19 protein-coding genes are annotated in these 22,883 nt (G+C 68.2%); 9 read left to right on the top strand and 10 right to left on the bottom strand.

Features of this window, described 5'->3' with window-relative positions; translation table 11 throughout:
- Positions 1 to 109 precede the first annotated feature (109 nt).
- The 3 genes from mobC (at position 110) to MTF69_RS03360 (ending at position 2,987) form a co-directional block, all read left to right on the top strand.
- Positions 110 to 670, top strand: a complete 561-nt coding sequence (gene mobC, locus MTF69_RS03350; protein ID WP_243330550.1) for a plasmid mobilization relaxosome protein MobC — start codon at positions 110 to 112, stop codon at positions 668 to 670.
- Positions 667 to 2,367, top strand: coding sequence for a relaxase/mobilization nuclease domain-containing protein (locus tag MTF69_RS03355; RefSeq protein ID WP_243330551.1), 1,701 nt, complete (start codon positions 667 to 669; stop codon positions 2,365 to 2,367). The genes mobC and MTF69_RS03355 overlap by 4 nt, the downstream gene beginning before the upstream one ends.
- A gap of 251 nt (positions 2,368 to 2,618) precedes the next feature.
- Entirely contained in the window at positions 2,619 to 2,987 is a 369-nt protein-coding gene (locus MTF69_RS03360) for a hypothetical protein (RefSeq protein WP_243330552.1), read from the top strand.
- 156 nt (positions 2,988 to 3,143) lie between these two features.
- Here the strand turns inward: MTF69_RS03360 and serS are convergent, their stop codons facing one another.
- Positions 3,144 to 4,436: a serine--tRNA ligase gene (serS, locus tag MTF69_RS03365; protein ID WP_243330553.1), complete on the bottom strand. Its 1,293-nt coding sequence runs from the start codon at positions 4,434 to 4,436 to the stop codon at positions 3,144 to 3,146.
- A 155-nt stretch (positions 4,437 to 4,591) separates the two neighbouring features.
- Here serS and MTF69_RS03370 point away from each other — a divergent pair, with 155 nt between their 5' ends.
- Positions 4,592 to 5,668: an NAD-dependent epimerase/dehydratase family protein gene (locus tag MTF69_RS03370; protein ID WP_243330555.1), complete on the top strand. Its 1,077-nt coding sequence runs from the start codon at positions 4,592 to 4,594 to the stop codon at positions 5,666 to 5,668.
- A gap of 215 nt (positions 5,669 to 5,883) precedes the next feature.
- Here MTF69_RS03370 and MTF69_RS03375 read toward each other — a convergent pair whose 3' ends face one another.
- From MTF69_RS03375 to MTF69_RS03405, 7 genes are all read right to left on the bottom strand, one after another.
- Entirely contained in the window at positions 5,884 to 6,453 is a 570-nt protein-coding gene (locus tag MTF69_RS03375; protein WP_243330556.1) for a 2OG-Fe(II) oxygenase, read from the bottom strand.
- A complete protein-coding gene (gene cysS, locus MTF69_RS03380) occupies positions 6,450 to 7,826 on the bottom strand; it encodes a cysteine--tRNA ligase (RefSeq protein WP_243330557.1) in 1,377 nt (458 codons plus the stop codon). Before cysS ends, MTF69_RS03375 begins: the two co-directional genes overlap by 4 nt.
- Before the next feature lie 78 nt (positions 7,827 to 7,904).
- Positions 7,905 to 8,810 carry a hypothetical protein gene (locus MTF69_RS03385; protein ID WP_243330558.1) on the bottom strand — a complete coding sequence of 302 codons (906 nt, stop codon included), beginning with the start codon at positions 8,808 to 8,810 and terminating at the stop codon, positions 7,905 to 7,907.
- Positions 8,811 to 8,823: 13 nt separating this feature from the next.
- The gene (locus tag MTF69_RS03390; RefSeq protein ID WP_243330559.1) at positions 8,824 to 9,945 is read right to left on the bottom strand and encodes a sugar-transfer associated ATP-grasp domain-containing protein; all 1,122 of its coding nucleotides are present in this window, start codon (positions 9,943 to 9,945) and stop codon (positions 8,824 to 8,826) included.
- Positions 9,946 to 10,101: 156 nt separating this feature from the next.
- A complete protein-coding gene (locus tag MTF69_RS03395) occupies positions 10,102 to 10,545 on the bottom strand; it encodes a hypothetical protein (RefSeq protein ID WP_243330560.1) in 444 nt (147 codons plus the stop codon).
- A gap of 193 nt (positions 10,546 to 10,738) precedes the next feature.
- Positions 10,739 to 11,941, bottom strand: a complete 1,203-nt coding sequence (locus tag MTF69_RS03400; protein WP_243330561.1) for a helix-turn-helix domain-containing protein — start codon at positions 11,939 to 11,941, stop codon at positions 10,739 to 10,741.
- Between the two features lie 89 nt (positions 11,942 to 12,030).
- Complete coding sequence (locus MTF69_RS03405; RefSeq protein ID WP_243330562.1) at positions 12,031 to 12,693, bottom strand: HAD-IA family hydrolase; 663 nt, start codon at positions 12,691 to 12,693, stop codon at positions 12,031 to 12,033.
- A gap of 281 nt (positions 12,694 to 12,974) precedes the next feature.
- Between MTF69_RS03405 and MTF69_RS03410 the strand changes: the two genes are divergently transcribed.
- From MTF69_RS03410 to MTF69_RS03430, 5 genes are all read left to right on the top strand, one after another.
- A complete protein-coding gene (locus MTF69_RS03410) occupies positions 12,975 to 13,337 on the top strand; it encodes a creatininase family protein (RefSeq protein ID WP_243330563.1) in 363 nt (120 codons plus the stop codon).
- A 134-nt stretch (positions 13,338 to 13,471) separates the two neighbouring features.
- The gene (locus MTF69_RS03415; protein ID WP_243330564.1) at positions 13,472 to 14,944 is read left to right on the top strand and encodes a DUF3375 domain-containing protein; all 1,473 of its coding nucleotides are present in this window, start codon (positions 13,472 to 13,474) and stop codon (positions 14,942 to 14,944) included.
- Positions 14,941 to 15,525, top strand: a complete 585-nt coding sequence (locus MTF69_RS03420; protein WP_243330565.1) for a DUF4194 domain-containing protein — start codon at positions 14,941 to 14,943, stop codon at positions 15,523 to 15,525. The genes MTF69_RS03415 and MTF69_RS03420 overlap by 4 nt, the downstream gene beginning before the upstream one ends.
- Positions 15,522 to 18,947, top strand: coding sequence for an ATP-binding protein (locus MTF69_RS03425; RefSeq protein WP_243330567.1), 3,426 nt, complete (start codon positions 15,522 to 15,524; stop codon positions 18,945 to 18,947). Before MTF69_RS03420 ends, MTF69_RS03425 begins: the two co-directional genes overlap by 4 nt.
- Positions 18,944 to 20,125: a Wadjet anti-phage system protein JetD domain-containing protein gene (locus MTF69_RS03430; protein WP_243330569.1), complete on the top strand. Its 1,182-nt coding sequence runs from the start codon at positions 18,944 to 18,946 to the stop codon at positions 20,123 to 20,125. Before MTF69_RS03425 ends, MTF69_RS03430 begins: the two co-directional genes overlap by 4 nt.
- A 115-nt stretch (positions 20,126 to 20,240) precedes the next feature.
- Here the strand turns inward: MTF69_RS03430 and MTF69_RS03435 are convergent, their stop codons facing one another.
- Both MTF69_RS03435 and MTF69_RS03440 read right to left on the bottom strand, forming a co-directional pair.
- Positions 20,241 to 20,723 (bottom strand): ASCH domain-containing protein, encoded by a 483-nt coding sequence (locus MTF69_RS03435; RefSeq protein WP_243330571.1) that lies wholly within the window; start codon positions 20,721 to 20,723, stop codon positions 20,241 to 20,243.
- Positions 20,720 to 22,777 carry a GNAT family N-acetyltransferase gene (locus MTF69_RS03440; RefSeq protein ID WP_243330573.1) on the bottom strand — a complete coding sequence of 686 codons (2,058 nt, stop codon included), beginning with the start codon at positions 22,775 to 22,777 and terminating at the stop codon, positions 20,720 to 20,722. The genes MTF69_RS03435 and MTF69_RS03440 overlap by 4 nt, the downstream gene beginning before the upstream one ends.
- Between the last annotated feature and the right edge of the window lie 106 nt (positions 22,778 to 22,883).

The following is a 22,883-nucleotide window of genomic DNA, read 5'->3' on the forward strand; positions in this document are numbered from 1 at the left end:
TAGGCTGACAGACCGTTGGCGACGCGCGTTCGGGATGACTGCCCCTGGCGGAGCCAGTAGTACCCCGAGTCCGACTCAAGGCCGGTCTTCGTGGATCTCCGCCCCGGGGGTGGCGGAGACGGCCCAGCGCCAGGGGGCGCCGGACCGTGAGGTCGGGTCCGAGGGCAGCCCCGACCAGGACACGCTCCACGCTGTCCAGCGCGAGACCCTCCAGGCCGAACGCAGCACCGCGCCTGCCGCCGGCGAGCCGACGGTCAAGAGCGTCCAGCCCACGATCCGCCGCTTCACCGGCAACAAGCGCGGCGACCGCGTCGGCCCGCTGCGCTTCACCGACGACGAACGCCCCCGCCTCCAAGAAGCCGCCGCCAAGCACGGCTACAAGGGCGAATCCGGCTTCGCCGCCGACATCGTCCTCGCCTTCATCAACGGGCGGTTCACCGCCAACCTGCCCCTGTCCGAGGACCGGCGCCGCACGCACGTCTTCCGCGCCCAGGTCCTGCGCCAGTGCAACCGCATCGGCGTCAACATCAACCAGATCGCCCGCGCCCTGAACAGCGACCTCACCCCGCCCGACATACGCCAGCGCCTCGACGACCTCCACGACCTCCTCGTCCTGATCGCCGAGACCCTGCGCGAGCCCGCCGACCCGAGGGAGGTCCGACAGCCGTGATAGCTGCCATCAAGCCCTCCGGCGCCAACACCCGCGGACTGCTCGCCTACCTCTACGGCCCCGGCCGCCACGACGAGCACACGGACCCGCACATCGTGGCCGGCTTTGCCATGCTCGCCATGCCCGACCCCGGCCGCGACGAGAACGCCACCCTCACCCAGCTCGCCCGCTACCTCGACGAACCCGTCCGGCTCCGCAACAGCGAGTTCGGCAGGACGATCACCGACCACGTCTGGCACTGCCCCGTCCGCACCGCCCCCGAGGACCGCCACCTCTCCGACGCCGAGTGGGGCGAGATCGCCCAGCGCATCGTCGCCGCGGCCGGCATCGCCCCTGAAGGCGACGACCTGGCCTGCCGCTGGATCGCCGTACGCCACGCCGACAACCACATCCACATCCTCGCCACCACCGTCCGCGAGGACGGCCGCCGGCCCAAGCTCCACGACAGCGGCATCCGCGTCGGCGACGCCTGCCGGCAGATCGAGAAGGACTACGGCCTGCGCCGCTTGAAGAAGGGCGACCGCACCGGGACCCGCGCCCCCAGCCAGGCCGAGATGCACAAGGCCCAGCGCCTCGGTTGGGAGCAGACCAGCCGTGAATGGCTCCAGGACCGCATCCGCGCCGCCATCCCCCACGCCCGCACGGCCGAGGAACTCCTCGCCTACCTGGAAGCCGACGGGATCGCGGTCCAGGCCCGGCGCGGCCCCTCCGGAGACCTCCTTGGCTACGCCGCAGGCCGCCCCGGTGACCTCAACAAGGACGGCGAACAGGTCTTCCACCCTGGCGGGAAGATCGCCCCTGACCTCACCCTCCCCAAACTCCGCGACCGCCTCGAAGGCGGCCAGCCGGAAGAACACCCCACCGCCCGCCGCAACCAGCCCGCCACCGCCTGGCACCAGGCCACCGAAGCCCTCGATACCTTCCGCACCGACCTCACCGACGACACCCACGCCCAGGCCCACATCACTGCCCTCGGCGAACTCCTTGAAGCAACCGCCCAGAAAGCCCCCACCCACCTCCGCGCCGGACTCCAGGCGGCATCGAAGGCGTTCGCGCGCGCCCAGCGCTCCCAGGTCCGGGCGGAAGACCGTGCCGCCCACGCCATCCGCCATGCGGCCCGCGACATCGTCCACACCGCCACCGGCCCCGACGGCAGCGCCCTCGCAGCCCTCATCGCAGCCCTCCTGTGGGCCGGAATCATCGCCGGCCGCTGGCACGAGGCCAAGGGCCACACTCACCAGGCCGACGCCGCCCGCCAGGCCCTCCACCACCTGCAGGCAGCCGCCGAGCAAGCCCTCACACCCACGCTCGTCGTACTCGAACAGCGTCAGCCGAGGGAGGAAACCCGCCGCACCCTCGCACACGACGTACGCGCCGCCGTCCCCGACCAGGCCGAACGGATCCTCACCGACCCCAGTTGGCCCGCCCTCGCCGCACTCCTGGCCGACGCGGAAGCCGGCGGCCACCAACCCCACCAGCTCCTGAAGGAGGCCGCAGCCCAGCGCGAACTGGGCACAGCCCGCCAACCGGCCCGCGTCCTGATCACCCGCCTCCAGCACACCAGTCGCAACCCCAGCTCAAACCCCCGCGCCGAAGCCGCCCGCCGGCGCACCACGGCATCGTGGATCGGCCAGCCTGGGCACGGCACGCAGCCGCCCACCGTGCCCGCGACCCCGCCGAACCGTCCCCGCCGATGAGCTCCGAGCGCCGCACTCGGCGCCTCGCGCTCCGCCCTCCGCCAGTCCGGGCCCTCCATACATGACAGTCCGACCAGCCGACGCGGTGCGCCGCTACCAGGGCGATAGCCGGGGCGAAGCGCACATACAAACCCGCTCGTGTGCGCACGACAGGGCCGACAGATATAGCCGACGATCCCCGGTCAGCCAAACCGGGGATTCTCCAGACCATCGATACAGGTACCTAACCAACCCACTTGAGGAGCACCTCCATGCCCGCAGTCACCCCTCGCCCTGACGTCATGGCCCTGCTGTTCGACACAGATTTCAAGCGCCCGGCGGATTCCCTCGTCTTCCGCCACCTCGACGGACGCCTCTTCACCGAGGAGGAGCAGGCCATCGTCCGCAACGCCACCATCGAAGAACTCCAGGCCGCAGGCGTCCACGTCGACAACCCCGAAGCCCAAGCGGAGGCAGAGGCAGAGGCAGCCGCGACCACACTGGCAGAGCTCCTGCTCGGGTACGCCGTCAAGCACCACCGAACCCTCGCCGCCCTCATGACCGACGAAGACCTGATCGAGTACGACCGGTTGGGCGTCATCGTCGCTGCGGGAGCCGACAGGTTCCTCCCGCACGACTGATCACAGGGACAAGGCGCCCATGCAGGGAACTCGGACGGCGGCTGGGAGAGCCTCCCAGCCGCCGTCCGCTCTGCGCAGTGCAGCCCGAGAAAGTTGCTACGTCGACGCCTGGGGCCCCGGCCATCTCCGCGCGACCACACCCGTCCGACGAGCGCGCTATGCCTCCGGTGTTCCGTCCGCCGAGATACGGCGGAAGCCGAGGTACGGGAAGAGGGACTCGGGAAGGACGAGGGAGCCGTCCTGCTGCTGGCACTGCTCGAGGAGCGCGGCCACGGTGCGGCCGATGGGCAGTCCTGAGCCGTTGAGGGTGGCGACGAGCTTGGGCTTGCCGTCCTCGCCTCGGGTGCGGATGTTCGCGCGACGGGCCTGGAAGGTGCCGAAGTTCGAGACCGAGGAGATCTCGCGGTACGTGTTCTGGCTCGGGATCCAGACCTCGATGTCGTACGTGAGCTGGGCGGAGAAGCCCGTGTCACCGGCGGCCAGCTTGACGACGCGGTAGGCGAGGCCGAGCTCCTTCAGGCACGCCTCGGCGTGGCCGACCATCGTCTCCAGCGTGGCGTCCGCGTCCGCGGGGTCGACCATCTGGACGATCTCGACCTTGGCGAACTGGTGCTGGCGGATCAGACCGCGTGTGTCACGACCGTACGAGCCCGCCTCGGACCGGAAGCACGGCGTGTGCGCGGTCAGGGCCAGCGGCAGGTCGGCCGGCGGGATGATCTCTTCGGCGTAGAGGTTGGTCAGCGGTACCTCGGCCGTCGGGATGAGGAACAGCTCACGGTCGGCGACGCCGGTCTTGAACAGGTCCTCCTCGAACTTCGGCAGCTGCCCGGTGCCGGTCATCGTCTTGCGGGTGACCAGGTACGGGACCGCGTGCTCGACGTACCCGTGGCGACGGGTGTGAATGTCGAGGAAGAGCGTCGCCAGGGCGCGCTCCAGCGCGGCGCCGGCGCCGCGGGAGACCGCGAAGCGGGGGCCCGACAGCTTCGTGGCGCGGGCGAAGTCGAGGATGCCGGTGCCCTCGCCGAGGTCGACGTGGTCCTTCGGCTCGAAGGAGAAGGCCGGCGGGGTACCGACACGTCGGACCTCGACCGCGAACTCCTCCGAGTCGCCGTCCGGGGCCGCGTCGTCAGGCAGGTTCGGGATGGTCAGGAGGAGCTCGCTCAGCTCCTGCTGGACCTGCTCCTGCTCGGTCTCGATGTCCCGGATCTGGTCCTTCAGCTCGCGGGCGCGCTCCTTCAGCTTGGAGATGTCGCCGCCCTGCTTGGCCGTCTGCTGGACCTCGCTGGCCACCCGCTTGGCCTCCGCCCGCAGCTCGTCGGCTGAGCGGATGCTCTGGTTGCGCCGGGACTGGAGGTCTTCCAGCCGGGACAGGTCCAGGGAGTAACCGCGACGAGCGAGCCGACGAACTGCTTCGGCACCCATTTCAATCAGGGCGCGGGCGTCATGCATGAGGAAGATCCTTTTTATCCAGCGAGTGGGATGGGGATTTCGAATCGACGGTAGCAACGGTCGGGACCTCGCCGATCCGAATTACCGCCAGGCTCGGCCACACAAGATCAGAGGCGGGATGGTGTCGCGTTGTCGTTCGTGGCAGGGTCGCCCCCATGCGGATTTTGGTGATGGGCGGCACCTGGTTCCTTGGTCGGGCGATCGTTGACGACGCGCTTCGACGCGGCTGGGAGGTAACGACGTTCAACCGGGGCCGCTCCGGCGCGGTCGAGGGTTCAGATACCGTCCGGGGTGACCGGACGAGTGCCGATGATCTGAAGCGGTTGGCCTCCCGAGGACCGTGGGATGCCGTGATCGACACGTCCAGCAGCGAGTTCCCGCCCCGTGACGTGCTCCTCGCCACCGACCTCCTGCGGCCGGCCGCAGCCCGGTGGGTGCACGTCTCCACGGTCTCCGTCTATGAGGGGTGGCCGCACCACCCACTCACCGAGGACTCCCCGCTGTTGGAGTGCCCGTCGGACGCCGATGAGTCGTTCGGGCACACAGGCGCCGATGGCAGTCCAACGAAGTACGGGTTCCAGAAGGCTGGCGGAGAGGCTGCTGTGCGCGCCGCCTTCGGGGACGACGCGGTGTTCCTGCGGCCCGGAGTGATCTTGGGACCGGGCGAGTATGTCGGCCGCCTCCCCTGGTGGCTCACGCGTGCCCAGCGCGGCGGGCCGATCGTCGCCCCGGCGCCGGCCACTCAGATGATCCAGCCCGTGGACGTACGGGACGTCGCGGCCTTCGCCGTCGATCAGGCCGCTGGCACCGATCGCCCCGGCCAGGCGTTCAACATCGCCCACCCCGAGGGAATCAGCTGGGCTGGCTTCATCGCTGAGTGCCTGGCCGTCACCGGTAGCACCGGCAGCCCGGTGTGGGCCGATGCGGCGACGCTCACCGCGCACGGTGTGAAGCAGTGGACGGAGCTTCCGCTGTGGCGCACCCACCCCGGGGTGTGGTCCGTCGATGCCTCTCGTGCCGCGGCGGCTGGGCTCCGCTGCCGTCCGCTCGCCGACACCATTGCCGACACCTGGGCGTGGATGCAGGCAGATGGCCGGCCGGTCGAACACCCGCGGTGGGACGAGCACGGAGTGGACCCGGCCAAGGAAGCGCAGATCCTCGCCGCCCTCGGCCAAGAGATGACTGCCCTGCCCAAAGTGGCATCGACGTGGCAGACACGGAATCTGCAGTGAGGACCACCTGCGACACCTGGCTGCGGCAGATCGCCCAGTAGGCAGCCAATCATGTCCCGGCCGCGCCTAAAGTGCCCCCTGGGCCCGAGCGCATCTCGCCGGACCAGAAATAGCAATCCCCGTCGGGGGCCAGCGCAGTTCGGCGCTGACCCCCGACGGGGTATGACCACCTGTCGATGCAATGCCCACTTCGGCAGCCGGGAACGCTCCCGTCCCTAAAGGCTCTCGGCGTTGGTGCGGATGACGAGGGTGATGCGCTCTCCCCGCGTGATCGGCCGTACGCCGTGGATGTGGTCGCGGGTGGCCGGGAAGGCGACCAGGGTGCCGCACGGAGGCTTGATCTCCTGGGCCGGGCTCTCGAAGAACAGCTCGCCCCCGGAGTAGGAGTCCCGTGTGTTGAGCCAGACGAGCAGGGTGAGGTCGCCGCCGACGACGGGCTGTCCGTTGGTCCGGGCCCGCTCGCGCTCGACGTCGGTGACCTCGTCGTGGTGCGCCACGAACCCGACGCCGGGACCGTAGCGGTACACGACCGCCGGCTGGGTCGGTATCCGCTTCGGAACGGCCTGGAAGTGGTCGCGGATGTAGGGGACGCAGTGGGCGATGACCGCTTCCTCCAGCGCCCGCGGGATCTCCACGTACTCGCTCTTGCGCAGCGTCTCGTCGACGACGCCCTGGAAGGTGCGCGGCTGGGCGGTCTCGCTCTTCACGTGGTCCATCAGGGCACCGCAGAGGCTGAGGGGGATGACGCTCTCTGCGAGAAGGGGTAACCGGGTCTTCCAGGTCATTGGGTCTTTTCCTTCCACCAGCGGGTGCCTTCGGGCGAGTCTTCGAGGGTGATGCCCTGCTTGATGAGCTGGTCGCGGATCGCGTCGGCCTCGGCGAAGTTCCTCGCTGCGCGGAGCCGGTCGCGTTCCTTGACGAGGTCGTCGACAGCGGTGTCGCCCTGGTCGGCGCTGGCGATGTCGAAGGTTCCGAAGAGGTCGTTGACGTCCTGGATCAGCCGCAGGGAGGCCGGCCCGGACGGTTCCTGCGTGCGGTTCTGCTCGCGGATGAACTGGAAGAGGACGGCCAGGGCGCCTGGGGTGTCGAAGTCGTCGTCCAGGTGCTCCCGCATCTCCTTCCAGGTGGCGTCGGCACGTGAGGTGTTCGCCGGGCTGTCTGTGTGCGCGGGGTCGATGGTCCGGGCGAAGTTCTCGATCCGGCGGCGTGCCGCACGGGCCTGCTCCAGCGTGGAGTCGTTCAGCTCCATGGAGGAGCGGTAGTGCTGGGAGAGGAACGCGTACCGCAGGGTGCGGGAGTCCGTGCGGGCGAGCGCGTCGCGGATGGTGAGGAAGTTCCCGGTGCTCTTCGACATCTTGTCGCCGTCGACGCGCAGGAGACCGGTGTGCATCCAGTAGCGGGCCAGGGGCTCGATGCCGGAGGCGGCCTCCATCTGGGCCACCTCGGCTTCGTGGTGGGGGAAGATGAGGTCGACGGCGCCGCCGTGCAGGTCGTAGGAGGGCCCGAAGAACGTCTCCGTGATCGCGGTGTCCTCGATGTGCCAGCCCGGTCGGCCCGGCCCCAGTTCGGTGTCCCAGAACGGTTCACCGTCCTTGCGTCCCTTCCACAGAGCGAAGTCGCCCGGGCTGCGCTTCTTGGAGTGGTCGTCGATCCGCGAGACCGAGTCCTCGGGGCGCAGATCGGTGCGGCCGGAGAGCTTGCCGTATCCAGGGAACGAGGCGAGGTCGAAGTACCAGCCGTCATCGAGCTGGTAGGCGTGGCCGCGGGCGATGAGCCTCTTGACCTGGTCCACGATCGCGTCGATGTGGTCGTGCGCCCGTGCGTGGATGTCGACGCGGGTGTTCCCCAGCGCGGCCATGTCCTCCAGGTACTGCTTCTCGAACAGGGCCGCGATGTCCTCCGGAGGCACGTTCTCCTCCCGGGAACGCCGGATGATCTTGTCGTCCACGTCGGTGATGTTCTGGAGGTAGGTGACCTTGTAGCCGCTCGCTTCCAGGTACGCGGCGATGAAGTCGAACTGCGTGTACGTCTTCGCGTGCCCGACGTGGCTGGGGCCGTAGACGGTAGGTCCGCACACGAACATCCGCACCTCGGTCTCCCGCTCGGGGCGGAAATCCTCCGTCCGTCCGGTCAGTGTGTTGTGGACCTTGATCGCCATCGTTCCTCCTGGGTGAGCGGATCACGCAGCGTACTGACGCGCTGACAACAGCGTCTAATTGGAATCGTCGTACTCACCTCAGGAGACGAATCGGGGGAAGGGACGGTCAACGAAGACCGATGCGTGTTCCCCGAGAATGTGGTGGTTGGCCCGCTGGTACGCCTTGCGCACGGTCTCGATGGCCCGGGTGCTCAGGTCCATTCCGGCCGAGCGGCAGAACGCCTCCAGGGCCTCGCACCGGCGCTCCAGGTCGACCATCGACAGGGGGTCGCACTGCTGGGCCTCGATCAGAAGGTTTTCCTGCTCGGTGCTGATCAGGCCCAGTGCGCCGAGGGAGTGGAGCTTCCACTTCATGTTCGGCAGCAGCCGGCCCGAGCGGGCGTACAGCCAGTCCACGATCTCGTCCAAGGCGCCCGACAAGACGAAGTGGCCGGTGGGTGTCCCGACGCGACGCGCCATGCGCAGGGGGATCTCGCGCACGTCCCAGGTGATCCGGTTGTGGAGCCGGCGGGTCTCGCCCTCCAGCCGCCAGAGCTGCTCTTTCGTCTTGCGGAAGATCAGCGCCTCGAAGGCGTTCTCGCGGTCGAGCAGCGGTTCGCCCTTGTTCGCGTAGGCGTCGCACTTGTCGCTGTTCCACGTCGTGCGCGGGTCGGCCTCGTACTGGAACAGGAGCTGGTGGACGTTGACCTCCATGCGCCCCCAGGGAACCGGCAGGTAGAAGCTGAACTCGGGGACCCAGGCGGGGAGCCGTTCGCGGACCAGGGCGTACGTGTCCGCCGGTGACGGCCTCCACTCGTCCTCCTTGAGCGGGACGTCGAGGACGACGGCGAGGTCGAAATCGGAGTCGGTGCTGAATCGTGTGACGTTGTTGGGCGCGACGGCCGAGGAGGAGAGGACGTAGAGCGCCTGGACCTCGGGCATGGACTGGAGGGTGTCGAGGAGGCCGGCGGCTGCGGCGCGGGCCTGCATCTTCAGGTCTTCCACGAGAACTCCTTTGTCAGATGATCGGGCGATCCATCACGGCGCGGAGCGCCGGGACGAGATCCGGAGCGACACCGCCATGGGTGCGCTGGATGTGTGCGAGCGAAGGGCTGCTGTTCCCCTCGATGACCACCGGCCCACCAGGAGTGACCGCGATGTCCCAGCCGATGAAGGGCACCTGCGGGAACAGGCGGGCGCAGCGGGTGGCCAGCTCACGGACCTCTCCGATGTGGGCGATCCTGTGGCCGGCGAACGGCACGGTGCTGACCTGGTGGCACGTCTGGGCGTTGAGGTACCGGTCGTAGCCGTGGCGGTCCAGTTCCCCGTTGGGGTGCACCCGGATCTGCAAGCCGCCGTCGGCCGAGTTGTCGGTCGTGCTGTCGACGCCGCCGAGCTTCAGCATCATGTACAGCACCTCGGCGGTGCCGTCCGTCAGCAGGGTGATGACACGGAAGGTGTTGAGCGCGTAGGGATTCAGCACGTCCAGGTCGTGGTGCTGCGGTACGTGGTGCTCGACCAGCCAGGTGCCCCACCGCTGCGCGTAGGCGGCGAGGTCGAACTCGTCCTCGCCGGGCCGCACGATCACGACTCCAGAGCCGCCGCTGGAGTAGCGGGAGGGCTTGAACACCACGCGCCCGAAGCCGGAAGCGTGATCGAGGACGGCCTCCAGCGGAACCTCCTCGCCATCGGAGGTGACGCCTGCACGGCCGTTTCCGCTCGCGATCAGTGGGGACTGCGGGATGCCGGCGGAAGCGAGGATCTTCTTGCAGACCACCTTGTCGTCCAGGTCGATGGTGTCCCGGTTCACGCGGGGCAGGAGGCGGTGGAACAAGGCGGTCTCCGGCAGGTACGCACACGCCCGCTCGGAAGAAACCTCGCGCCGGTACCCGCCGTAGCGGAAGTAGTGGAACGGCAGGCAGCGCCACCGCGCGGAGACCATCACCAGATCCCGAGCGATACGGGCCATGCTCTTCCGGCCCTCGTCGCGCAACATCGTGGGAAGGTGCTCGCGGCTCATCTGCCGCACCTGGTAGGGGAGGAACCGCAGGCCGGATACGCGGGGAAGAACCCGGGTACGGAACCACTCTTCGCTCATCGCCTGCCGGTGGTTGAAGCCACGGTTCGCAGTGCGGGTCATGTCGCTCCTCCGATGTCTCAGTAGTCCGGGGTTCCGGCGATGGCCAGGGCGAGGACCACGGCGGTGACAGCGATGACGTAGGCCAGGACCGCTAATTGCTGCTTCATCGGGCGGGCTCGATGTCGCCGGCCGCGGTCGACCAGAGGCGCCCGGTGTTCATGGGGTGTCCGCCTGTGGCGTGTCTTCCCACGGGGACCACCCCGAGGAGGCGTCGGCGACATCGCGGCGCCGCTGCAGCTGGCCGAGGGTGCGGCGGGGCACGACGTCAGCGGTGTGCACGAGGAACCCGCCCCGGTCTCGGATGAGGACACCGAGGCCGGCGAACTGGGCGGTGTCGGCAGCGACATGGGAGAGTGAGCTGACGATGATTCCCCGGATCATCCCGGTGGACAGGGCGGTCGTTATGGCCTGCCAACCGGGCCGCTCGTCGAGCAGCACCACAGGGTCGGTATCGAACCACGCTCCGGCAACATGCCAGTGGCGGGCGTCGGCGTAGTGGCGACCGCGCTTCTCGCCGTCTCGGACGGCAGTGGCGGTGGCAGAGCAGGTGTAGACGGCGACGGGTACGTGCCCGAGGCCGCCGATCGGGTTGTTCGGCATGCCCATAAGGCTGCTGCGTAGAGGTACGCGGGCCCAGACACGGCCCGTGGCAGCGCCGACAGTCCGTGCCGGGTTCCGGTACCACGGGGCGTGGCAGCGTGGGGACCGGCGGTCGAGCATGTGCAACGCCCCGTAGTAGTCGGGCAGGTGGCGGCCTGCCGACTGCTACGGGGCGTGGTAGTTGGACCGCGGGTCAGCGCACCCCGAGGGGGACCCCGGCGACGTTGGCGAGACCGCGGAGACGCCCGACGGAGACTCCGGCGAGCCGGCCGATGATGACGCCGGGGAGCATCTGGTGGCGCACCCAGCCGGGGGCCATCGTGCAGACGGCTTCGAGGGTGTCGGCGGCAGCGTCCCAGCGGCGGCACTCCACGTGGGTGAGGGCGACGTCCAAGCCGTAGCGGGCGCGAGTGGCCAGTGGCACGGTGTCGTCCAAGCGGACGGTGTCCATGAGGCGCAGCGCGCCGGAGGTGTCGCCGAGTGCCACGGCGATGCTCATGGCCTGCGTGGCGGCGTACATGGGCCCGTACGGCTGGGCGTGGTCGCCGCGGGCATGTTCATCCCCGATGCGGGCAGCCACGGCGTGGGCCTGGGAGAGGTACTCGCGGGCGCTGTCCGCGCTCGCACCGCCTCGCGATGCGGCCACGGCGGCGTTCGTGACGAGCTGCCCGTACACGCTCAGTCGGTCGGGGTCGTGCTCGCTCATCTTGGGCTCGATGCGGTCGGCCTGCGCCGCGGCAAGGGCGAAGCCCTGCGTGGTGCGGCCGTCGCGCAGGTTGACCCACGCCGTCGTGGCGGCCAGGTGGGCGTCGCGGAGGTCGTCCCCGGCCTGCACCGCGATTTGGCGACCGTACGTCAGCGCCGCGTAGGCCAGATCGCGGGAGCCCAGCACGTTGGCGGCCATACCCGCCGTCTGGAACGTGTCGATCAAGACACCGCCAGCGGCCTCCCGCTCAGCGTGGTCGGCGGCATCGAACCGGGCCTTCGCCTCGGGGAGGAGCTGGCCCAGGAGCGTCCCAAGCTCGGTGTACCGGCCTGCCCAGTAGGCCTCGTCCGCCCGGCGGACGGCGGCGCGCAGCTCCTCAACGGTGCCTGGCTCGACGTCGGCGGGGATGCCGATGGCGGCGTCATGGGTGGCCGCGGACACCATCCGAAGCGCGGCCCGCTCGTCGCGGTCCATGGACCGGCGGGGTGCCTGCTGGCCGAGAAGTACGGCGATGTCCGTGCCGAGGGCGTCGGCTATGGACAGCAGCGACGGGAGCGACGCGGTACCGCCACGTTCCAGCTTGCGGACCACGCCCACGGACACGGCGGCGGCTTCCGCTAACTGCTCTTGGGTCATCCCGCCGCGCAGCGTCTTCAACCGCTCAGAGGTGGTGTACTCCGACCACTGCATGTTCCAGCACCTCCGTGTGATTGGCCTCATACGGACGGTACTGGCAGGAGTGGCGGGGCCGACAGCCTTTGATCAGCCGGAAGTTGGGGTCACGCGGCAAGAACCGCGCTGACCCCCAGAAGGGCCTCAAGCTCCGCTACGGCCTCGTCCTCATCGGTGGCGTGGACGGTGGTGATGCCCAGCTCTGCGGCCGGCGGAAGGTTCACCGCGTGATCGTCCACGAACACGCACTGCTCGGGAGGCAGGCCGATGCGGTCCAGGGTCAGCCGGTAGATCGCCGGGTCGGGCTTGGCCATGCCGACCAGCTCGGAGACGACGTGCACATCGAACAGGTCCCAGATTCCGACGTGTTCGTACGGGTTGAACGGGTCCAGGCCGAAGCTGTTGGACAGCAGTGCGACCCGATGACCCGCAGCCCGTGCCGCACGGGCAAGGGCCGCCATCCGGCGAGCCGCAGGTACCCCGGCCCACGCTCGGCCCATCAGGTTCACCGGGTCTACGTGCGCACCCAGCAGGGGGGCAGTCCCCTCGTTCCACTCTGCCTGCCCTATCTCCCCTACCTCCAAGGCCGTGTACAGGCGCCGACCCTCGGGGTGGTCGTTGAGGGTGTTGCGCCAGGCCTCCGGGGCCAGCCCTTCGGACACGCACCACGCACGGTGGACAGCGAGCGGGCTGGCTGTGAGCACTCCGGCGAAGTCGAGGATCAGGCCGAGCTGTTCCTGCCTATAGGTGGTGTCCGTGTTGCGCGGCATCCGGTGACCGTCCCCTCCACGATTGGTCTCACCGGGGACGCTACCGCGCACTCGGGCACACGCAGTATTCGAGAAGGCCCCGCGCTCGCCGAGGTGCCGCTTCCTCTTCCCGGCATGAGCCAATTCTCCCCGTCGGCGCTGGTCGGTTCAGCCGTTCTCCATGTCCGCTCCCGCACTCCCCACCTGGGGTCCTGGCGCAAACTGGGGAAGGTTTCGGTGCTGATCAAGGAGTTCGATGCGATGAGGAAGAGCCGACCTGGAGCGGACCTTTAAGGAGTGCCGTGAACCTGCTGCCGTCTGCCACAAGTACGGATGCCCAGGGCCAGCAGCCTCGCCTTGCCGTGCTCCCGATCGGCTCCTTCGAGCAGCACAGCCACCATCTCCCGCTAATCATCGACACCGTGATCGCCTGCATCTTCGGCCAGGAAATCGCTGACACCTACCTGGTCCACCTACTCCCGTCGATCACGATGTCGTGCAGCCACGAGCACTCCGCATTCCTTGGCACCGTCAGCGCGAAGACCCTGTACGTGTCAGAGGAGCCGGGATGCCCAGCGAGGCTGCGAGCCTCCCGCCCAGTGACAGAAGGCGCGACCGGGCGACAGCTATCGCGATCACTCTCAATCAGCTCGCTGACGCAATGAAGCCGACGGCGGCGGCGGAAATCGAAAATGTGTGCGCTTATCCGGCTTTGTCAGTGCTCCCTACTACGGTGAGCGCAGCCAGCCGGGTTCGAGCCGGGCATGGCACTGAATCCATCTGGCCGGGGTAGGGATGCGTGGACTTCGACGAAGTATCTGGCCTTTTCAAGCACCCGGCGTGGCAGCTGCTGCGGGCCGGCAACGCGCCGCTGGTCCTGGCGTTCTGCGGCACGGTGTTCGTCGACGAGAACGAGCGGGGGGTGTCCGAGGGCGTCCTGGTCTCCCGCTTGGACGATCAGCTGTATGACCTCAACGAGCGGGCACTCGGCTCGTACCCGCGGGCTGCTTCGGAGTATTTGACGGAGTGGACCAACAACGGCTGGCTGCGCAAGTACTACCCGCCCGGTGAAGACGAGCCGCATTTCGATGCGACCAGCGCTTTGGAGAAGGCCGTCGCGTGGGTCCGGGCCCTGCCCGCGCGCTCGTTCATCGGTACCGAGTCCCGTCTTGGCACCATCGTCGACCTGCTGCGACAGATGGCCTTCGGTACGGAGATGGATCCGCAGGCACGCATCGACGAACTCAGCCGTGAACGGGATCAGATCGATACCCAGATCGCGCGGCTGCGTGCGGGTGAGCTCGATGTGCTGACGCCGGTCGCCCTGCTGGACCGGTACCAGCAGGTGGAGGGCATGGCGATCGACCTGCTGCGGGATTTCCGGGAGGTCGAGGGGAACCTGCGGGAGCTGGACCGGCGCTTCCGCCAGGACGTGGCGGGTGCCGAGGGCGGCAAGGGCGAGCTGCTGGCCTCTTTCCTCATGGACCGGGAGATGATCGCCGAGTCGGACCAGGGCCAGAGCTTCCAGGCGTTCTTCGACTACCTCCTGTCGCCTCGCCGTCAGGAGGAGCTGCTGGATCTCCTGGAAGAGGTGAACCAGCTGCCGCAACTGGACGGCAAGACCAACAAGAACCTCCTCAAGATTCCGCGGGCGTGGCTCGAAGCGGCCGAGAGCACCCAGGACACCGTCCGGCAGCTCACCGAGCAGCTGCGCCGGTTCCTGGCCGAACGGGGGCGGGAGGAGGACCGCCGGGTCCTGGTCCTGGCACGCTCCATCCAGCGCCACGTCACAGCGCTGGACGCCCGCCGCGACCTTCCGGGAATGGAACTGGAGGTCCCGCATGTGGACCTCGTCCTGCCGATGGAGCGGCGCCTGTACATGCCGGTCGAGCGGGCGGAGCTGGACAGCGCGGTGGAGGAGTCGTCCGACGACGGGGTGGACGTGGATGTCTCCGAGCTGTTCGCCGGCCTGCACGTGGACGGCGAGGTGCTGGCCGGACAGGTGCTGGCACTGCTCGAAGAGAGCCCGAGCCGTCAGGCGAACCTGGCAGCGATCGTCGATCGTTTCCCGCTGACGCTGGGGCTTGCTGAACTCTTGACGTACTTCCAACTGCAGCGCCCTGGGCTGGATGTGGTGATCGACCCCGAGCACAGCCGCGAGGTGGTCTACGAGCGCGTGAATGCACCGGGACACACCGTGGCCACGGTGCCGCAGGTGACGTTCGTGCTCAACGAGGGCGGCACGGCCGCCGGAGAGGTGGAACAGGCGTGAGCGACGCACTGTCCGTGCCCGTCGTGCACCTGCTGAAAGCGGGTGTGCTGTACCAGAGTGATGCGCCGGCGGTCTGGGAGCAGATCACCGCGCATCAAACAGCGATCGGCGACTACCTCCGGGTGATCGGCCTAGACCTCGTGGTCGACCTCGCGGAGGGCTACGCCTACACCCGGCAGCTCGACCCGGAGGCACGCGACGACGGTGTCACGATGCCTCGGCTGGTGACCCGTCACCGGCTCTCCTTCGCTGTCAGCCTGATGCTGGTCCTCCTCCGCGGGCGTCTCGCGGAGAGCGACGCCACCTCGGGCGACACCCGCCTGCTGCTGTCCCGCGACGACCTCGTCGAATTGGTCCGCGGCTTCCTGCCGCCGCGCAGCAACGAGGCACAGCTGGTCGATCAGATCGACAGCCACATCAAGAAGCTGTGCGACCTGAAAGCACTGCGCCAGACCAAGCAGCCCGGCATGTACGAGGTCCGGCGGCACATCAAGGCCCTCGTCGACGCCCAGGTCCTCAGCGATTTCAACGACCTGCTTTCCACCTACCGCGACACCATCACGCCGGAGGGCGACGCATGAGCATCACCACCCCGGCAGCGTCCCTCATCCCCCGGCAGCAGGGGCCCGCCGATGGCGCTCTCGGTGTCGGCCCGGGCTTCCGGCTGGCCAGTCTGGAGGTACTCAACTGGGGCACGTTCCACCGGACCATCTGGGGCTTCGGGATCGACGGCCGCAGCGCGCTGCTGACAGGTGGAGTCGGTTCCGGCAAGTCCACGTTGGTGGACGCGATGACCACCCTGCTGCTGCCGGCCAACAAGATCGCCTACAACAAGGCCGCCGGCGCCGACGCGAAGGAGCGGAACCTGCGCTCGTACGTGCTCGGCCACTACAAGACCGAGCGGGTCGAGGCGACGAACAGCACCCGCCCCATCCCTCTTCGCGGCTCCTCCTCCCACAGCGTGATCCTCGGCGTGTTCACCAACTACACCCTCGGACTCCACGTCACCCTCGCCCAGGTGTTCTGGGTTCCCGACGCCAACACGGGGCAGCCGGACCGGTTCTACGTCACCGCCGATACCTCGATGTCCATCGGCGCGGACTTCACCGACTTCGGGAGCGACATCAACGACCTGCGCCAGCGTCTGCGGCGCAACGGCGCGACGATCCACAACAGCTACCCGCCCTACGCGAAGACCCTGCGCCGCAGCCTCGGCATCCCCAGCGACCAGGCGCTGGACCTGTTCCATCAGACGGTGTCGATGAAGGCCGTGGGGAGCCTGGACGAGTTCGTCCGCGAGCGGATGCTCGAACCGTTCGACGCCAAGACCGAGGTCGACAAGATCGTCGCGCACTTCAACGCGCTGACCGCCAGCCACAACGAGGTCGTGCGTGCGAAAGCGATGATCGACGTTCTCGGGCCGATCGTGCAGGCCTGCAACAGGTGCGACGAGATCCAACGTGACATTGACGCGCTCAAGCAGCGCCGCGACGTCCTCCCTGTCTTCTTCGCCCAGCATCGGCGTGACACCCTGGGGAAACGCGACGCCGAACTGGTCGGCCGCATCGAGGAGCTCGCCACACAGCAGGACCGGCGCGAGACGGACCTTGAGCGGCTCCGTCAGAGTGCCGACACCCTTCAACGCCAGATCGACGGAGCCGGCGGGGAGAAGCTCGTCCGACTGGACGCCAGGATCGGGGAACTATGTGGCGAGCGTGACCGGCGCCGCGGCCGAGCCGGCGAATACACGGGCTGGCTCGGTACGGCCGGCCTGGAGCCGGTCGGCGACGCGGTGTCGTTCCGTGAACGCTCCGGCCAGGTCGCCGAGGCTCGTGCGCATGCCACGCGGCTGGAACAGCAGGAACGCGAAGAACTCGACGCCTTGGCTGTGGATCGCCACCACAACAACAAGGAGACGGGTGAAATCCGGCAGGAGATCGCCAGCCTGCAGAGCCAGCGCTCCAGCATCCCCGCCAAGCTCCTTCAACTGCGGCAGAACCTCTCGGCCGCCGCAGGCGTCACCGTCGAGGAGCTCCCCTTCGCGGGAGAACTGATCCAGGTCCGCGACGACGAAGCCGTCTGGGCCGGAGCAGCCGAACGTGTCCTGCGCGGCTTCGCACTGTCCCTCCTCGTCCCCGAAGCCCAGTACACCCGGGTCTCGGAGTGGGTGAACGGACGGCACCTCGGACTGCGCCTGGTGTACTACAAGGTGCCCGCCCAGGTACCGGCCGCAGAGCTGCCGCAGGACCGGGACCTGCTGACCGGCAAACTCGAACTCCGGCACGACAGCTGGGCGCGCTGCTGGCTCGCCACACAGCTGAACACACGCGCTGACTACGTGTGCGCGGCCGACCTGGACGCCTTCACCCGCTCCGCCCGGCCCGCGGTGACGCGGCAGGGCCTGATCAAGGGTGGTGGCGGCCGGCACGAGAAGAACGACGCCTCCCGCATCGACGACCGGAGCTCCTGGGTCCTCGGCTGGTCCAACCAGGCGAAGCTGGACGCGCTCCTCGCCAAGGCCGCCCAACTCACCAAGAAGAGCGCAGCCATCACCGCGCGGACCAGCGAGGTCGCGCAGCGGCAGAAGGAACGAGCCGGGGTGGGTGAGGCCTTGACGCTCCTCGGAAGCATCTCCTCCTACAACGATATCGACTGGCACACGTCGGTTGCCGAGCTCGAACAAGTGGAGCATCAGAAGAGGGACCTCGTGGCCGAGGTCGGCCTCGACAAGCTCACTGCGGAACTCCTTCGGACGGACACCGAGATCGAGCTCGGTCGAGCCGCCGTTCGCGCCGGCGGGGAGAAGCTCGGCGGCATCCGGAACGAGCGCAGCAAGGTGACGGCCCAGCTTTCGGCGACCTCCGCGATTCTCGAACAGTCCGACCTCACCGCCCTGGCAGGGCACTCGGGCGCGCTGACGGCCTTCCTGCCCCCTTCAGCTCCGGAGGGGCGGTACCTGGAACTGCTGCAGACGGCGGAGACCCAGTCGTTCGCGAAGATCAGCCGCACCGTCGAGAGCCAGCAGCGGGCCCTCCAGAATGCCGCCAGCGACGCCACGGCGATGATGACGTCCTTCCGCGCCACCTACCAGCAGGACGCGAACGACCTTGACAACACCCTCGGCTCCGCCAAGAACTACCGCGCGCTCCACGACCAGCTGGTCAGTGACGATCTACCCAGGTTCGAGGCCCAGTTCCAGCACTACCTGCGCACGAACGTCATCCGCGACATCGCCTCCTTCCAGGCCCGCCTGCGCGCCCAGGAACAGGAGATCCGCGAACGCATCGGCATCATCAACGAATCGCTGAAGGAGATCGACTACGGCCCCGGCCGTTACGTCCGCCTCAACGCCGTGCCCACCGTCAACGTCGAGATCCGGGACTTCCGGCGCGACCTGCTCGAATGCACTGCCGACGCGCTCGCCACCGAGACCGACAACGCGTACACCGAGGAGAAGTTCCTACAGGTCAAGCGCCTCATCGACCGGTTCAAGGGCCGCTCCGGGGAGGCTGAGAGGGACGCGGAGTGGACATCCCGTGTCACCGACGTCCGCCGGTGGTTCACCTTCTCCGCCAGCGAGTGCAGCCGTGCCGACGACACCGAGTACGAGGTCTACTCGGACTCCAGCGGCAAGTCCGGCGGCCAGAAGGAGAAGCTCGCCTACACCATCCTGGCCGCCTCCCTGGCCTACCAGTTCCGCATCGACCCCGAGGCGAAGAACGCGAGGACGTTCCGGTTCGTCGTCATCGACGAAGCGTTTGGGCGCGGCGACGACGACGCCGCCCACTTCGGCCTCGGTCTGTTCCACCGGCTCGGGCTCCAGCTCCTCGTCGTCACCCCGCTGCAGAAGCTCCACGTGATCGAGCCTCACGTCAGCCGCGTCGGCTACGTCTACAAGTCCGACGAGATCCAATCACGGCTGACCACGCTCACCATCGAGGAGTACCGCGAGCAGAAGGCAGCGATTCACCATGCGGCTTCTCAGCCGGAGGCCCGGTCGTGACCCTGCCGCAGTGGACCGGTCCCGACCAGGTCGTCGCCGTACTTCGCCGCAGGTGGACCACCGGGCTCTACCTCGCCGCAGCCGCGCAGAACCTTCTCTTCGAGCCCATCGGCATTCCACTCAAGGGCCCCATCGCGGCCGACGCCACCGGGCACTACGAACAGGCACGGGTGTGGGCGGAATCATGGGCAGTTGGCCGGCATCCCCATCTGCGGATCCAGACGAAGACCATCGGGGGCCGCAACAACACTCCGGCGAACACCATCCCCGAGCGGGTCTGGGTCGACACCCGCCAAGACCTCTGGTTCCTCCTCGGAGTCAGCGCGCAGGTCGACCTGTTCGACGACCTCCATACCTGCACCGCCCTGCAGGACCCCCACCTCGCCCAGTGGATGGCCACCCACCCGATGAAAGTGCTCCAGGCCCATACCCACTGGCAGCAGCTCGTCGATACCGTGCACTGGATCCGGGACCACGAAAGCGGCCCGATCTACCTCCGACAGGTTGACGTCCCCGGCGTCGACACCAAGTTCATCGAGACCAACAAGGGCATCCTCGGCGAACTCCTCGGCCACGCCCTGCCCACCGACCGCATCCACACCAGTGCTCCGAAAGGAGACTTCGCCGCGCGCTACGGCTTCCTCACCAAGCCGCCCTACGTACGCTTGCGCTACCTCGGCAACCAGCCAGGCCCGTTTAGTGAGATCACCGTCCGCGCGAACGAGCTCACCGCACCGCCCCCGGGCACCCGCACCGTCTTCGTTCTCGAAAACGAGATCACCTACCTGTCCCTGCCCGACGTCCCCGGCGCCATCGCCATCCTCGGCGCCGGCTACGCCGCCGCACTCCTGCGGTACCTGCCTTGGCTCGCCGACGTCGACCTCCGCTACTGGGGCGACATCGACACCCACGGCTTTGCGATCCTCAGCCAGGTCCGCCGCCACTTCCCCCACACCCGGTCTTTCCTGATGGACCGCGAAACTCTTCTCGCCCACAGGGCGCACTGGGGTGAGGAGAAGACCCAGACAGCCGAGACACCCGCCTACCTCACCTCGGACGAAGCCGAGGTGGACCGAGAGCTACGCCTCGGCACCCATCGGCCACATCTCCGCCTGGAGCAGGAACGCATCCCCATACGGACGGTCACGCGAGCTCTCGCCGCGTCAGGGTCTATCTAGCCGTTCACCACTGGACACACCCGGCCTCGACTCTGACAGAGCCAAGCTAGAGCCCAAGGCGCATCAGTGCACCCAACAAGCCTGCATGGGGCTGGTGTTGTGCCCATTGCGACACTCAGGCAGGGACCATATTGCCGAGCATGTCGCGCAGAGCGACGTCGATGCCGTTCGGTGCGGCCTCGGCCATCTGACGGAGATCGATCTGCTTGACGTAGCGGTAACTCTGCGGCGGATGAAAGGAACCCACCGCCCGGAGGGCCGTGAGCGGGACCGGTTCCCGGAAGGTCACCGGATCAGCCAGCGTGAGGCCACTGGCCCGGCTCGCACCACTCATGTACGCGTCGTACTCACGCCGACTGATGCCCGCCTGCGTGCGGCTGGTCGACCACACCTCGCGGGGAGACGCCACCTGGACCGAAGCGATGCGGGCTGCGCCGACGATGGCCATCGTCGGCGCGGTGGCGTACAGGAGGACGGGGATGCCGGGAGGCGCGGCGATACGCTGCCGCCGCACTTCCACCGTCTTACTCCCGGCGAGGATGGCGGTCGCGAACCGAGGGTGGACGGACAGCAGCATCGCGCGTTCCGGATCGTTCACGTCTTTCGGTGCCCCTCTTCGTAGACCGCCTGGAACAGCGTGCCGTTGATCTTCGACAGCTGTTGCAGCGACAACGCTAGCCCCAGATCCTCAGCCAGCACACACAGGCGCCTGTAGGACACTGGCTCGGGGAAGAGCTCGGTGTCCGAGAACCTCAACGCCATTGCCCTGCCGTAGGGTTCGGCCGCCTTCCGAACTTCTCCCCGACCATATACGCCCAGGTGTTCGAATTGCGAGTGGAGGGTGTCGGGATCATCGATCACCACCTCATCCAGGCGGGAGCAACCGATCACCATCTGTCCTTGCTCACCGGGGTTGCCCCGGCTTACGTACCAGAGAAGGCGGCCCGGAACGCTCTCGTTCCGGTGGCCAGGGGAGCGGTAGTAGACGTGCTCGCGGCTGATTCCGAGGACCTCGTCCCTCGGCAACAGCATGGTGGGGAAGTCGAACAGGTCGGCAGACCAGCGGGGCTCGATGGGCACGATGAACGACGGCAGTCCGGAATCCATGACCTTCGCCGGCCACCAAGCGCGCTCAGCGACACTCGCTACCTCGGCAGACAGGCCAGCGGGCAGGTCGGGCACCGTGAGAGCCGAGCGCTGCGCAATGTCAGCGGCGGCGCCGGACACCTCCGAGGCGGCGCCGCAGACATCCACGAGCAGGGCGGTGAGGCCGTCTGTATGAGCGGCGAATCCGTCCGCGCCCGCCGCCGCCTTGGCCGCCGCCGACGGGTACGGGTCGGTGATCCGGATGACCTGTGCCCCGCGCTCACGGCCGAGGCGCTTCAGCATGAAGAGCAACTGCCGGGCCAGTGTCTCTTCCAGAACATGGCCGGCCGTGCGCAGAACGGGAACGTTCAGGGTTCTGCCGTCGAGAGCCCATACGTACAGACCAACTGGCTGCCCCTCTCCGTCCCGTAGCAGCTCCCGTCGCCACAGGATCGTGCCAGGGCCAAAGCTCTGCAGACGCCGCTCGAAAACAGGCGCGCCCTCGCACTCCCCTTGCTCGAAGAAGGGAACCAGATCTGCCTCGCTGCCGACAGCGACCTCTTCCGCCGAGAACACGGTGCCCATCAGGTCCCTGGGCCGGTAGACCTGCGCGTGCCTCAGCTCATCGACATGGAGGGTGACGGCGGAGGGCGCCACCACCCTGACTCCAGCGACGTCCCAGGCGACATCAGCCATATCCGCAAGCCCTGGGTCCCGCGTCACCAGCAGCTGCAGGCCGGTGCAGGAGGTCTCGGCCACGTACCGCAGCCGTGCACGGGTTCGCGCATCGGCCGGTACGTCAGGGAGTGTGCCGGCCACGGCGGCCATGAGTTCCGCGTACCGGGCTGCCACCGCCTCCGGGTCCGGGGTGATCTGCCGAAGGCTCGACAGGTCGGCGCGTCGGTGCTGCCTCGCGGCGCTGTCGGCCATGTCGTGCACGTCATGCAGGAGCTGTGGCGTGAATGCCAGTTCGACGAGATCGGTGAGCCAGCCGGCCTCCAGAGCGCGGGCCTCCTCGACCTCCCGTTGGGACCCGCGTCCGCTCAGGCCGGCGAACACCGTACGGTCCACGGTCACCACCAGCAGAGCTTCGCTCTCAGCCTCCGAGAACAGGTCCTGATGCCCGAGGTCCAGCCACCAGGAGTCCAGGGTCTTCCGTTTCAGGCCCCGCCCCAGCCCCTCACCACGGGGCACAAAGCCCAGGCTGGTCCACATACCGCTGAGCTCGTAGTCGCGTCGGCACCTCACCTTGATGGCGAGGCGGTGGGACTGACGCTCCCGGATGGTCTGCACCAGTTGGCGCGCTACGCGCTTGCCGCGATGCTCCTCAGCCACGCATAGGTGAGCCAGCCTCACGTACGGGCTCCGCTTCGGCAGTCCGAAGAGCGCGTAGCCGATGACCCGCTCGCCCTCCAAGGCTACGAGCAGGCCGCCCTCGTCCGCGGCCTGCTGGTATGCGGGTGGGGTCAGCAGCCCCAGCCGTTTGGTGTAGCGGTCCCCGAGTGCCACGGCAGCATCAATCAGCTCCGATTGTTCTCCCGACACCAGAACCACGTTGACCGTCATGAGCTCCCCCTTCGGATCGCCAGGCCCCGATGCTGCCGATCTCTGCTGTCCTGCTCCCCACTGCACACCTCGGCGATAGCTGCCGGACAGTCCTTTTTTGATCAGT

It is taken from the genome of Streptomyces sp. AP-93 (assembly GCF_022808175.1).
Lineage (GTDB): Bacteria > Actinomycetota > Actinomycetes > Streptomycetales > Streptomycetaceae > Streptomyces.

What these genes read in the sequence shown, in the direction of transcription:
- MTF69_RS03360 (WP_243330552.1), top strand. Translation starts at nt 2,619, where the DNA reads ATGCCCGCAGTCACCCCTCGCCCTGACGTCATGGCCCTGCTGTTCGAC.
- serS (WP_243330553.1), bottom strand. Translation starts at nt 4,436, where the DNA reads ATGCATGACGCCCGCGCCCTGATTGAAATGGGTGCCGAAGCAGTTCGT.
- MTF69_RS03370 (WP_243330555.1), top strand. Translation starts at nt 4,592, where the DNA reads ATGCGGATTTTGGTGATGGGCGGCACCTGGTTCCTTGGTCGGGCGATC.
- MTF69_RS03375 (WP_243330556.1), bottom strand. Translation starts at nt 6,453, where the DNA reads ATGACCTGGAAGACCCGGTTACCCCTTCTCGCAGAGAGCGTCATCCCC.
- cysS (WP_243330557.1), bottom strand. Translation starts at nt 7,826, where the DNA reads ATGGCGATCAAGGTCCACAACACACTGACCGGACGGACGGAGGATTTC.
- MTF69_RS03390 (WP_243330559.1), bottom strand. Translation starts at nt 9,945, where the DNA reads ATGACCCGCACTGCGAACCGTGGCTTCAACCACCGGCAGGCGATGAGC.
- MTF69_RS03395 (WP_243330560.1), bottom strand. Translation starts at nt 10,545, where the DNA reads ATGCCGAACAACCCGATCGGCGGCCTCGGGCACGTACCCGTCGCCGTC.
- MTF69_RS03400 (WP_243330561.1), bottom strand. Translation starts at nt 11,941, where the DNA reads ATGCAGTGGTCGGAGTACACCACCTCTGAGCGGTTGAAGACGCTGCGC.
- MTF69_RS03405 (WP_243330562.1), bottom strand. Translation starts at nt 12,693, where the DNA reads ATGCCGCGCAACACGGACACCACCTATAGGCAGGAACAGCTCGGCCTG.
- MTF69_RS03425 (WP_243330567.1), top strand. Translation starts at nt 15,522, where the DNA reads ATGAGCATCACCACCCCGGCAGCGTCCCTCATCCCCCGGCAGCAGGGG.
- MTF69_RS03440 (WP_243330573.1), bottom strand. Translation starts at nt 22,777, where the DNA reads ATGACGGTCAACGTGGTTCTGGTGTCGGGAGAACAATCGGAGCTGATT.